At 34.9% G+C, this 12227-nt stretch carries 12 protein-coding genes; 3 read left to right on the top strand and 9 right to left on the bottom strand.

What is annotated here, in order from left to right:
- Positions 1-73: 73 nt before the first annotated feature.
- The 3 genes from N0O92_RS22210 to N0O92_RS22200 all read right to left on the bottom strand — a co-directional run bounded on the left by N0O92_RS22210 (position 74) and on the right by N0O92_RS22200 (position 1996).
- The gene (locus tag N0O92_RS22210; RefSeq protein ID WP_315617085.1) at positions 74-709 is read right to left on the bottom strand and encodes a GTP pyrophosphokinase; all 636 of its coding nucleotides are present in this window, start codon (positions 707-709) and stop codon (positions 74-76) included.
- A 174-nt stretch (positions 710-883) separates the two neighbouring features.
- The gene (locus N0O92_RS22205; protein ID WP_315617079.1) at positions 884-1036 is read right to left on the bottom strand and encodes a hypothetical protein; all 153 of its coding nucleotides are present in this window, start codon (positions 1034-1036) and stop codon (positions 884-886) included.
- A 189-nt stretch (positions 1037-1225) separates the two neighbouring features.
- Positions 1226-1996, bottom strand: coding sequence for an SDR family NAD(P)-dependent oxidoreductase (locus N0O92_RS22200; protein WP_315617077.1), 771 nt, complete (start codon positions 1994-1996; stop codon positions 1226-1228).
- A gap of 247 nt (positions 1997-2243) precedes the next feature.
- Here N0O92_RS22200 and N0O92_RS22195 point away from each other — a divergent pair, with 247 nt between their 5' ends.
- Positions 2244-3158 (top strand): cupin domain-containing protein, encoded by a 915-nt coding sequence (locus N0O92_RS22195; RefSeq protein WP_315617075.1) that lies wholly within the window; start codon positions 2244-2246, stop codon positions 3156-3158.
- Positions 3159-3372: 214 nt separating this feature from the next.
- Positions 3373-4014: a hypothetical protein gene (locus tag N0O92_RS22190; protein WP_315617073.1), complete on the top strand. Its 642-nt coding sequence runs from the start codon at positions 3373-3375 to the stop codon at positions 4012-4014.
- Positions 4015-4119: 105 nt separating this feature from the next.
- Here N0O92_RS22190 and N0O92_RS22185 read toward each other — a convergent pair whose 3' ends face one another.
- On the bottom strand, positions 4120-4800 hold the full coding sequence (locus tag N0O92_RS22185) for a serine/threonine protein kinase (protein ID WP_315617071.1): 681 nt from the start codon (positions 4798-4800) through the stop codon (positions 4120-4122).
- Between the two features lie 570 nt (positions 4801-5370).
- On the opposite strand from N0O92_RS22185, the gene N0O92_RS22180 reads away from it, so the two are divergent.
- A complete protein-coding gene (locus N0O92_RS22180; RefSeq protein ID WP_315617083.1) occupies positions 5371-5562 on the top strand; it encodes an ATP-binding protein in 192 nt (63 codons plus the stop codon).
- Between the two features lie 13 nt (positions 5563-5575).
- Here N0O92_RS22180 and N0O92_RS22175 read toward each other — a convergent pair whose 3' ends face one another.
- From N0O92_RS22175 to N0O92_RS22155, 5 genes are all read right to left on the bottom strand, one after another.
- A complete protein-coding gene (locus N0O92_RS22175; RefSeq protein ID WP_315617069.1) occupies positions 5576-7153 on the bottom strand; it encodes a BCCT family transporter in 1578 nt (525 codons plus the stop codon).
- 807 nt (positions 7154-7960) lie between these two features.
- A complete protein-coding gene (locus tag N0O92_RS22170) occupies positions 7961-9259 on the bottom strand; it encodes a TRAP transporter large permease (RefSeq protein ID WP_315617066.1) in 1299 nt (432 codons plus the stop codon).
- Positions 9260-9261: 2 nt separating this feature from the next.
- Positions 9262-9741: a TRAP transporter small permease gene (locus N0O92_RS22165; protein ID WP_315617064.1), complete on the bottom strand. Its 480-nt coding sequence runs from the start codon at positions 9739-9741 to the stop codon at positions 9262-9264.
- A 153-nt stretch (positions 9742-9894) separates the two neighbouring features.
- Positions 9895-10926: a TRAP transporter substrate-binding protein DctP gene (gene dctP / locus N0O92_RS22160; protein WP_315617062.1), complete on the bottom strand. Its 1032-nt coding sequence runs from the start codon at positions 10924-10926 to the stop codon at positions 9895-9897.
- Between the two features lie 420 nt (positions 10927-11346).
- Entirely contained in the window at positions 11347-12210 is an 864-nt protein-coding gene (locus N0O92_RS22155; protein WP_315617060.1) for a DMT family transporter, read from the bottom strand.
- Between the last annotated feature and the right edge of the window lie 17 nt (positions 12211-12227).

Genomic DNA, 12227 nt, shown 5'->3' with positions numbered 1-12227 from the left:
GGAAGCAGACAGTATTCGAATGAAATATAGAAAAGCGTTGTTTGATATCTCACCTGTTGAATCTTAATTGTGATTAACTGTTTAAAATTAATTGTGGTAAATTGTTTAATTCTACTTGACGGTTACAAGCCTCTTTTAGCTCCTTCATTTCTTTATGAATCCCTTCCATTTTCTTATCTAATTGAGTTGCAGAATCAGCTGCCTCTTTGAGTTCATTTAGTAAGTGCTGTGGGACTGCTTGATTATATTTATAATAAATTTTGTGCTCCAAACTTGCCCAGAAATCCATCGCTATCGTTCTAATTTGAACTTCCACACAAACTTCTTCCACACGATCAGACATAAAAATAGGTACCTGTAATACCAAATGCAAACTCTGATATCCATTTGGTTTCGGATTTTTTATATAATCCTTCACTTCAAGTACGTTTATATCTGGTTGATTTTGTAGCATATTGCTCAGTTCATAGATATCAGAAATAAACGAACATGTAATACGAATGCCAGCTATATCTTTAACATTTTCTTTGATTACTGAAAGAGAAAGATCATAGCCCTTTTTATATACTTTTTTTAATATGCTTTCAGGAGATTTCACTCTTGATTTCACATGTTCAATAGGATTATATTCATGAATATATTGAAATTCTTGTTTCAGTATATCTATCTTTGTATTAATTTCATCTAATGCGAATTTGTAAGACATCATAAATCTAGTAAGTTCTGTTTTTAATACTTTCAACTGTGATAAATCTAAAATAGCCTTTTGATTCACAAAACTTGACTCCTCTGTATTTCCTGCTAAATGACCAAGTGTTTGATTCATAATATCCCTATCTCCTATTATGTGATTTTAAACAAACTAAGTAATAGATTAGTTTATTCAGTGAAGAAGCTGCGCTACTTTATCTCGTTTACAAAGCTCTACCTCTATCCCTTTATCCTTTAATTCCTCCACTATTACCTTTGCCGTTTTTCTTTTTTTCAGTTCATCATTGTGATCGATTTCACTCATTTTATTTAGTACTGTCATCATGGATTCATCAATCTCCTCTATTAGGCTGATCTTAATTACACTTATAGTATAGAAAACAAATATGAACTGAGCGTGAATTAATAGAGTAGATAAATACAATTCATTATTTTTACACAAAAAGACTACCTTTATTCGAAAGTAGTCTTTAAGAAAAAATTAAATTGGTACTAATTGGCAAAAAAGTAGCATCTACAAGTTTCTTGAAAGCAAATGTTGTAATTGTCTTCTTGGTAATAGTTGACTAATCCTCACTAATGTAGAAAAGCGTTTCCCAGGAACGACAACTGATTTCCTTTTTTCTAAACCATTGTATCCTGCTGCTGCTACTCTTGAAACCTCTATTCCATATTGATCAAAAATCTTTTCTAACTTTCCAACATTGGCCACTTTTGCAAAATTTGTTTTTGTCGGACCTGGACAAAGGGCGGTAACTACAAAATCACCTTGGTGCTTCAACTCTGAACCTAATGATTCAGAAAAAGATAAAACAAAGGCCTTTGTCGCAGCATACACGCTCATAGAAGGTGTAGATACAAATGAAGCTACGGAACCTACATTTAGAATCCTACCATAACGATCCTCTTGCATATCTTGAAGAAACAAATGAGTCAAGTACGTCAAAGATGTTACATTCAATTGAATCATTTGCAATTGTTTTTCAATTTCTAGGTTGGCAAAGTTGCCGGTCATTCCGTAACCAGCGTTGTTAATCAGTACATTCACTCGTAATTGACGCTTTTTTACTTCTTCAAATAACTCCTTTGGTGCCGCAGGTCTAGCTAAGTCCATCGCAATTATATTAACTTCTACATTCGAAAGCTCTTCCCTTATTTCCGCTAATCTTTCTTCATTTCGAGCCACCAATATAAGATTATGTTCGTTTTTTGCATAGAGCTTTGCAAACTCATAACCTATACCACTGCTAGCCCCTGTTATTAAAACTGTATCTATATGTTTCATTAGGGATACTCTCCTCTTATTAACTCTTTTAAAAATTAATCTTACTATGATTTAAATGGGACCACAAATAAATTGACTAAACGTTCTTTAAGACGGTCACCCCAAAATGACAAAAATATATAATGCAAATCTTTCTCTTTGATCGGATGTATAATAGCCTATTTTTTAAAAGGAACAGCAAGTGACGTACATCCTCCAGGCATAGGCATATAATAAATTCGATCAGACTTAGGAGGGAATAAGCAAAATGGACCAAACGACAAGACCTTATTTATATCCATATAATGCTAACATCGACAGAACAAATCATTACTCAGAATATCTGACAAGAACACAGTCTAGACATGAGCAACAATTGGAAGATGTACGATCTGGAATCAAAAGAACAGCTTCCGCCATCAACCTTTATAGACGGTTAGCAAATGCCGCACCTAATGAACAACATAAAAGAGAAATTCTTCATGCTTTAGAAGTAAGAAAAGCACATTTTAATCAATTTACTCATCTTTATATGAATCTGACCGGAAGACAACCTGAGTATCAGATCGAAATGGATGCATTTCAAAACTACAAGGACGGTTTACACAAAGCTTATGAACTAGAATTAGAAGACTTTCATGAATATCAAAGATGTTATTCAGAAACCGAAGATCGCTCATTTCAAAATGTCTTTTTATGGGCTTTACAAGGTGAGCAAGAGAATGCTTCTAGATTATACTCATTACATGAAGAAGATGTACGCCAGTTAACAGATTACGGATCAGAGCCATTTGTCGTTAATATCAATGAGATGACAAAGCAAAACAATACGTTTCGTACCGCCTTGTGGACAGGTGACCACTTACAAGTGACTTTGATGAGTATCGATGTAGGTGATGATATCGGCTTAGAAGTACACCCCCATCTAGATCAGTTTCTTCGCATCGAAGAAGGGCAAGGACTAGTGCAAATGGGTGATAGCAAAGACGAATTAAATTTTCAGGCAGAAGTCTTTGATGACTTTTCCATCTTAGTCCCAGCTGGGAAGTGGCATAATTTAACCAATACTGGCAATAAGCCAATTAAACTTTACTCGATTTATGCCCCTCCACAACATCCATTTGGAACAGTTCATGAAACAAAAGAAATAGCAATGGCTGCTGAAGAGGATCATCATCATTAGTGTTATCCAATAAGGGAATCTGTATGATTCCCTACACTTTGGCCTTTCATTATCCTCAATCTTAAATTCCAAATAACCTTACCCTAATATATAGCTCTAACGTTGTATAAAACAATATTCAATTATGGATAAACAAATTTATTCTGGCTATCAGAGCATAATAAAAGAGAATAAGGGTAAAGGTGTACTAAAAGGCTGTGGCGGGTGCCTGGGCTTGCTTATTGTTTTAGTTATTATCATAGCGTTAATCGGAAGTTGTTTCGGTGGTGATGAAGATCAACCTGCACCTGTTGAAGAAAAACTAACGGAAGAAATTGACGTTAATCAAGATGAAATGACAGATGAGTCTGAAGCTGACCTAGATGACGAAATGAACGAGGAACAAGAGCGCAATATACCAGGAACGCTTGGATATGGAGTAGACGAATTTGCTGAGCGCTACAATGCCGCTGCAAGTGAAGTTGATGTTACATGGAGAATCAGTAATGTCGACGTCACAGAAGGAGAAGTTCAAAATGTGTTTCAGCATCGTATTACAGATAATGTATACGTAATGGGTACGATAAATAAAGCCGACGACAGCCTCCGTGATGTATCATTAATTGGTGCAGGAGATGGCACGGAACAGTCCGGGCACGATATTCTTTTTAATATAGGCTTACTTATCATGGCAACGAATCCTGAGTTAGATGCAGATGAAAGAGGCTCAATTATGGATGGACTCGGATTCTTAGACAACGCCTCAACTGACTTTGAAGGCGAAACAACGTATGAGGGATTACACTATTCTATCAGTGTGTCTGAAATGATTGGAGTCATGTTTTATATACAAGATGAACATGATCAAGGTTTATAAAGAAAATGATTAAAACACCTATAGTTAAACGAATCTAATCCCCCACTGAGAATCCGGGGGATTAATCGTCATGATCGTTCACTTGATTTACGAATATACATAGATCTACTGGCTATTCCTTTTATTTTTTAACAATATCATTATCTTATCGATAAAATCCTGAAAATTACATGTTCCTTTTTGTTGTTGTCTATACCATTTTTTCACAGTCTCAAGTATCCAAATTGGTACTTCTCTTCCTTCAATTAGATGATAATACTGCAAATATCCTTCTTTTAGATAGCCCCAGCGCTGATCGTCCCCTTCTTTCATGTATTCAGAAACGTCAATAAGTTTGGCCCTCCCTTCATGTAGAAGGATATTTTTTAAATGAATGTCTCTTGGATTTAGACCTTTTTCAAAAGCATATCGACGGGCACGCTCAACATCTTCTATCGCTGTTAAAGGAATATAAATACCTTTTACTAAACAGTCGTATAGAGTAATCCCCTTTTCATAACTTATCATGAGAACGTTTTGATCTGCTTTGTAGAAGATAGGGAAAAATTCTGACTGACCAAGTTTCATATAAACTTGTTTTTCGAACTCCATTTTCTCTAACTTCTCTTTGCTATAAACTTTAAACGCATACTCTGGTTCATCTAACAAACGAAATACAGCAGCATCGGTCCCAACTCCTATGCATTCCAGCTTTTCTGAATGACCTTTAATCAACACAAGCTCATTTGTACTAGAAGAAACTACCTCTAGTTCTTTTATCGCATTTACTGCTTTATCCCAAACCATCAACTCGTTCCCCTTTTCATAAATAAAGAAATATAAATATTATCAATAGTGAATTACACTAGCTTTTTCTTAATCATTTTAAAAACTTTATAGAAAGCTATTATAGATATATCTAATTCAAACCGAAAAAAGACCTTTACCATAACGGCAAAGGTCTTAAATACAAAAAAGACCTTTACCATAACAGTAAAGGTCTTGCTAACAATCCTAGATTGCCAACAAAGCCGAGAGCGATTCACTCTGTAATGACGACTATGTTGTAAAAGCTACTCCCCTTTAGGAATACTATTAAATTAGTATTATAGTAAACGTCCAATCTAATTTTGTCAATATACCCTTTTAAGGAAGGTTCTACTTTCATTTTAGTGGTAGTAAGTAAGTAAGTAAGTAAGTAACAAACAAGCTAACTGAAGTAACACCTACTTTAGCGTCATTTTCGAGTGAATCGCAAAAATAATGTGATCACAACCCCCCTCTCAAAACCTGAGAAGGCGCGTCATTACTTCGTTTCTTATGAATGCCGTACTGGGATCGAACCAGTGAACTCCAGCCTGGCAACGTGGAGTCGCTATTTTCATTGAGACGAAGAGAGTGCGTAAAGCTTATTGTAAGTTCCTTGGAGATCCAACACTTACGACAGCGATACTAGATCGACTCTTATACCTATGTGAGATATTGACTTTTAAAGAAGATCAAGACTGCAAACACTTCTTTAATGTCCTGGCAATTTTGTTAAATGCTACTCATTGTTTTTCTAGGTAGCATTAATTATTTATCACGCCTCCTTTTTTAGGCTTATATTATTTCCTTTATCTGAATCCATAAGATGATTCTTTTTCTTCAACAGCTTGCCACCAATACGGAAGTTTTCAAGGAACAGCCACAGCATTGGAATCGTCATCAGCAATCCTCCCAAATTCAACAGACCCTTAACAGAATCAGAGCCTCCAGAAGTCACTAGCAGGTAAGATACTGTAGTCACAATAATCCCCATTAAGATTTTTATCTTTATAGGCGGTTCATCATCAATCTGCTGGTCACGAACACACAGAGTAGCGAGTACAGAGCACATAGGATCGGCTAGAGTTACAAAAGAAAAGATAACGGTTACAAGGAACACTATTTGAATTAGAGTACCGCCAGGCATATTACCAAGAACCTGGTAAATTGTAGTCTGCATTCCGAACTCCTGTACAGCAGCCCAGACATCTACAAGACCAGAAGACTGTACCTTCATTATCATACCGGCAAAAATCCCAACCCAGATGAGACAAAAAATAGATGGTACAAGTATGTTAAACAACAAAAATTGGCGAACAGTTCTTCCTTTTCCTAGGCGAGCCAGAAACATACCTATAACAGGAGCAAATATTATAAAGGCATTCCAGTAAGTAATCGTCCACTCATTCGACCACTGATCCTCAGGCACCATCGTATTATTATAAGTAATCTTGCTCCAAAAATTATCCATAATATTACCAAAAGCTTCAGTACTGATTTTACTGATAAACTGGGCATCTCCGAAAACCAACACATATCCTAACAAGAAAAAGAGTAACATCATGGTGATGGATGATATTTTCGTCAGCCCCTTAGAGATACCAGTAATACAAGAGATGATAAAAAATGTCCCCACAAAAATCGCAATGACCAACCAGACCATATTCCCTTGTGTTATATGAAATACACTTTCGATACCGGCACCAATCTGAAGAAGGCCAGCACCCATGGAGTTGGAAACTGCACTGGCAAGAGCAAAAACAGCAAATACTTGTACCACGGTAGTCAACCAAAAGATCTTCCGATTAAAACTATGCTCTACAAGTGAACCAAACGAAAGACTTTTCTTGGTATTATAAGTCAGTAGAGCGAATGCAAGACCACATAAAGAGTACATGGAGTACTGAACGAAAGACCAGTTAAACATTGCCTGACTGACTGCGAAAATAGCAGCCTCCCGGGAACCAGCCTCTACACCGGCAGCTACAGGCGGTGTCATAAAGTGATAGATTGGCTCTCCCATGGCCCAGAAAAGCAGGCCAACGCCAACACCTCCACAGATGGTGATAGAAATCCATTGCCAGGTAGTGTACTCCGGCTTTGCATCCTTACCTCCGATACGAACGTCCCCATACTTAAATATCACAAAACAAACTGCAAAAATAATGGATAATACAGATAAAATATTAATCCACCAACCAAAATTATCTCCTACCCAATAAATAGTATTATTTAGGAACGTACCAAACTGTTCAGTGAAAAACATACCGAAAAGAATTTCTACCATAAGAATAATGATTGCTGGGATAAATACTGCCTTATAAAGTCTATACGTTTTTTCATTTTTCCTCATATGCTTCTTCTCCCTTTGTATATTCAATATAGTCTTGTTGATTACGCTTTTACCGTCCCTCACCTTATTATTTCTATTAAATCATTAACGCTTTGGCATAAATAGATAGTAAACGTTTTCAATATTTCCCAGCGGTATAGGAAAACATTTCTCAAGTTTACAAAATGAAAACTGATAGAATAGATGATCACCGTTTCCAGTAACCGTTTCCATTTTCATAGTTGAGGAATTTGGCCTTCACTTTAAAGCTGTATGATATTAATTAAACTTGATATAATACTGTTATCCTCTTTCAAAGCTGCTTGAAAAGCTAGGGTCATTCCAAAAGGTTTGAACATCTGTATCCTATCCTCTCATAAATTTAAAATTGAAAAGTTATTTTTTTGAATGATAAGTTTAGATAACATTCGCAATTATCTATAAATAAATATTACCACAAAATGAATGCATTTACATCATTTTTAATAAAATGGAATTTTTATATCCATTTTAGATTCGCGCATTTCTTTTACTACCTATCACTTCAGAAAGTAAAGTATTTGCTTCTTTTATTTTGAAGACCGCTGAAAATGTTACATCTAAACTATTATTACTAATTATAAATTGTTTATCTCCTTTCTAAAATTCCCAAATAAAACAAGATCACTAAATGTATCTCTACATTAATAGTGATCTTAAAATTAATCATTAAATTCTATCTGTCAATTCTCAAATTCATAGTTTCGCCTTTCACTTAGATAACTCTTTATTAATACAAATCCTTATTGCTCGAGCGTAAGGGTCTTACTCCACTATGCTTTACTGAGATTAGTTTCCTAGTATTAACTTTGGTAGGAATAGTACCAATTCTGGAAAATAAGTAGTTAGAAGAAGTGTAGGTAACCAAGCAAATAATAACATCAGGAGTGCTGGCCCTATGATATCTTTTATTGACGTTTTACCTACTCGACTTCCGAGATATAATAGAGGAGCTGTTGGTGGAGTCAGTAGTCCCATCCCCAAATTCACCCCTATAATAGCAGCAAAGTGTATGGGGTCAACGCCTAAATTAATAACAACAGGAAGTAAAATCGGTGTACAAAGCAATACTGCACTTACATCATCCATTAACATTCCAATAATTAATATAAAAATATTGATCATTAACAGCAATAGGAAGGTGTTTTCTGTTATAGACAATAGAAAGTTAGTTAGTAAACCAGGTACATCCTCCATAATAAAAATACGACTAAGTAGCATCATTGAAAATATCATAACCATAATAACTCCGGTTGTAGTCGCTGACTCTACTAATGTTGTATAAAAAGTTTTCTTATTTAATTCCTTGTAAATCCAAAATCCAACGGGAATGGCATACAATGCTGCTACTGCAGCCGCTTCAGTTGGTGTCATGATTCCGCCATATATTCCTCCGAGCACAACGATAGGCATTAGCAAACCTGGGGTGGCAGAAATACCGCTTTTTCTAAGTCGTGAACCAATTGGTACCGATATTTCATTTGAACTTTCGTCTTTAAAATCATTTCTTCTCATATATATATAATTAATTATACATAATAATGTTGCCAATATAAGTCCTGGTATTACTGTTGATAAAAAACTAGCTAATACTGATTGATTTCCAACCCATGCATATAAGATCATGAGAGCACTAGGCGGGATGAGTAGGCCTAATATAGAAGCGTTAGTGATTAATGCAGTAGCAAACCCTTTTGAGTACCCTTTTTTTTGCAAACGAGGTAATAATATAGGTCCCATACTTGTAAGTGCAGCAGCACCACTCCCTGAGATGGCACCAAAGATTACACAGGCAACCACTGTAACAATACCTAAACCACCTTTAACCTTACCAAAGAAAATTTCAGTAAAATCAACAATTCTTCTCGCTATTCCTCCCTTATCCATTAAACCGCCAGCTATAATAAAAAGAGGGATAGCTAATAGTACAATGTTATCTAATTTACTAAACCCATATGGAATTAAAAAGCTAGGATCATAGCCTAATGACACAACTAAAAAAATAGTTGTAATGAGGAAGACAAATGGTACAGGAACCCCAAAAATTAATGTAATAATCAAAATTAATAAAGCAATCATCAGTTCCATATTTAAACACCTACTTTTCTAAAAACGGAAAGAATCTTGGTAATAACATGAACAAGTGAATAAACACACATTAATACGAAACCTAGTAATACGGTTGCATATGGAATAAATAAAGGTATTTGCCACCCTAGTGTTTTTCCCCCGTTGTCAAAACTCCATAAGACAAATTCCGTAGTCCAGATTGTCATTACTACACATGTAACAAATGTCAATATAGAAACTATTAAGCTTATCCATGATTTAACTATTTTACTCTTAACATAGGAATCTACAATGTCTGCAGAAATGTGGCTATTCTCATAGCTGGCAGTAGCAGCACCCATAAAATAGATTAAAAAGGTTGGGATGAGAAGTAATTCATCGATCGCAAAAATATCAAGCTTTAGAACATATCGAAAAAAAACCGTTAATGACAAACCAATAATTATTAAAAGTGAGGAGAAGAACATAATACTTTTTTGAACTTTAAGTAAGAATTTCAAATGGATCACTCTCTTTCAGTATAAAAACATCTAATTATGCTGAAAATGAAACACCTATATTCACTAGCAATTCCCGAAAAATGACACTAAATTATTTAACAACGCTGACATAATCAAGACAGTCTTGATTATGTCAGCTCGTCTAATTCAGTATCAATCTATCGACTCTAACAAATTATCAATAATTTCATCACTCATAGGTCCTCTTAATCTATCCCATGTATTTTCGCGGACATACGCACGCAACACTTCAATTTCGTCTTCACTTAAATCAATTACTTGAATGCCTTCTTCTTCCATTAGTTGAACATACTTTTCATCGAATTCTTCAGCTGTTATAAAGCTTTGCTTCATTAGTTCATTTGCTGCTTCACTAATGATTAATTGATCTTCTTCATCAAACTCTTGCCATAGTTCATCATTTATATAAAAAGAGTCTGAATTAAAAAAGTCATTTGTTCGATAGAAATAGTTTATTACATCACGAAAACCGTGATAGTTTAATGAAGCTTCCCCACCAGACCAGCCATCCGCTGCGCCAGTTTGTAATGCAGTATAAAGGTCAGCGAATGGAATGGTTGTGATTCTAAATCCAATATCCTCCATAGGATAGGAATGCACTTCCATTGCAGGAGACCGTAATAATAAATCTTTATCTTTTCCTATATCAACTAAGTTTTGTATTTCTTTTGATGTTCCAAGTCCTCCGAACCCGTTCGCATGAAATCCTAATAGATGAGCACCATGCTCCTTATTTATTTCTTGTAATTTTTTAAACACATAAGAATCGGAGCCAATTTTATCGTTTAAATCGTCATAATCATCGATCAGGTATGGCATCACTTCTAGTGCTAGTCGACTATCCATTTGACTAGGTGTACTAATTAACCCCATATGAATGGTTCCACGTAATATCTCTGAATACACAGTAGAATAATCCCCTAATTGATTCGCAGGGTATACCTTAATTTCTATTCGGCCCTCGGTTTCACTTTCTATTCTTTCTGCAAATTTATGCATTGCTTGTGTACTCGGGTGATCTTCAGGAGACTGTCCAGCAAGTTTTAGAGTGTATTTATCATTGCTTTCACCGGATCCTTCACTACCAGTTTCTGTTTGAGAGCTACATGCTACAGTTATTAATGTAAAGACCACTGCTAACAATAAAGGGAAAATTTTTTTCATTAGTGTTCCACCTTTCAGTTTTTTATATAGATAGTGCCTAGGTATTCTGAGAAAGGAACTTGATTTGCTGTTCTCTTAAGACTAGGAGAAGTGCCTTTATCATCTCATTCTGTAGGTCAATTTTTTTATTAATTTTAAGCGCTTACATTTAAATTCATAGACATGTCATTCTGTATCATGTTAGCAAAATGCTCGTATTGACTAGTAGATATATCAATCCCCATTCGTAATAGCAATCTATCTATTCCATGAATATTCCACCTCCTTTTTAAATTTTTAGAATTATCTAAAATGTACTTTAAGCTTATCACCAAAAAGGAACTTTTTCAATCGTTTTTTAAAAAAAGAATATTTAAATTCCCTAATTTAAAATATAGTTATTTTTAAATAACCCTTAGAGCAGAGACATAATTTTAGCAATTATTTTCTTGTGAAGTTTACAATAAGCACACCGAATAGAACCATTGAAATTCCAACAATTTGAACCCAGGATATGGGAGAATTATAAATAAAGAAGGAAATCCACATCGTATTTACAGGAACCAAATTCATGTAAATACTTGCCTTACTAGCACCGAGTTGATGAATTCCTTTATTCCATAAAAAAAAAGCAATAACTGTTCCAAACACAACCAAATAAATCATTTCAAACCATGATTGAACAGATGTAGTCTGAATTAATACAGTCCAATGATTCTCAAAAAGTGAAGGAATAAACAGTAACAAAGAGCCCATAAGCATAGAGACTGTTGTGGATAGTAATGGGGATATTCCTTTTTCCAAGACAACTTTTCCAATTAACCCATAAAGGACCCAACAAATCAACGCCAAAAAAAATAGTAAATCCCCTAGGTTGAACGAAAAATCAAATAGTGTATTAATTGACCCATTAATGATTACAAGAAAAACTCCTGCTAATGAAAGAGTTAATCCAAACCCTAATTTCTTATCCCATTTTTCCTTTAAAAATAATACTGCACCAACTGTGGTAAGAATTGGTGTTATGGCCATAATAAGAGATCCATTGATGGCTGACGTATACATTAATGCCTGAAAAAAGAAAAAATTATAGGCAAAAATCCCTGTTATCGCCATCAAACTTAGTCCTATCCAATGCTTTTTTATTAAATTAAAGGTAAAATCATGTTTCAGCCACATTATAAACAATAATAAAACTCCAGATATTCCAAACTGGATTGTTGCAGCTGTGAAAATAGGAATCTCGTTAATTACATTTTTGGTAACACTAAAAGAGCCTCCCCAGAATAAAGGAACTAAAAACATCTGGGCACCCATTTTTT

Source organism: Alkalihalobacillus sp. MEB130 (genome assembly GCF_032335535.1).
Classification (GTDB): Bacteria; Bacillota; Bacilli; order Bacillales; family Bacillaceae_D; genus Halalkalibacter.
This window is presented reverse-complemented; position numbering and strand designations above follow the sequence as displayed.

What these genes read in the sequence shown, in the direction of transcription:
- N0O92_RS22170 (WP_315617066.1), bottom strand. Translation starts at nt 9,259, where the DNA reads ATGGAACTGATGATTGCTTTATTAATTTTGATTATTACATTAATTTTT.
- N0O92_RS22175 (WP_315617069.1), bottom strand. Translation starts at nt 7,153, where the DNA reads ATGAGGAAAAATGAAAAAACGTATAGACTTTATAAGGCAGTATTTATC.
- dctP (WP_315617062.1), bottom strand. Translation starts at nt 10,926, where the DNA reads ATGAAAAAAATTTTCCCTTTATTGTTAGCAGTGGTCTTTACATTAATA.
- N0O92_RS22155 (WP_315617060.1), bottom strand. Translation starts at nt 12,210, where the DNA reads ATGTTTTTAGTTCCTTTATTCTGGGGAGGCTCTTTTAGTGTTACCAAA.
- N0O92_RS22205 (WP_315617079.1), bottom strand. Translation starts at nt 1,036, where the DNA reads ATGATGACAGTACTAAATAAAATGAGTGAAATCGATCACAATGATGAA.
- N0O92_RS22200 (WP_315617077.1), bottom strand. Translation starts at nt 1,996, where the DNA reads ATGAAACATATAGATACAGTTTTAATAACAGGGGCTAGCAGTGGTATA.
- N0O92_RS22210 (WP_315617085.1), bottom strand. Translation starts at nt 709, where the DNA reads ATGATGTCTTACAAATTCGCATTAGATGAAATTAATACAAAGATAGAT.
- N0O92_RS22185 (WP_315617071.1), bottom strand. Translation starts at nt 4,800, where the DNA reads ATGGTTTGGGATAAAGCAGTAAATGCGATAAAAGAACTAGAGGTAGTT.
- N0O92_RS22195 (WP_315617075.1), top strand. Translation starts at nt 2,244, where the DNA reads ATGGACCAAACGACAAGACCTTATTTATATCCATATAATGCTAACATC.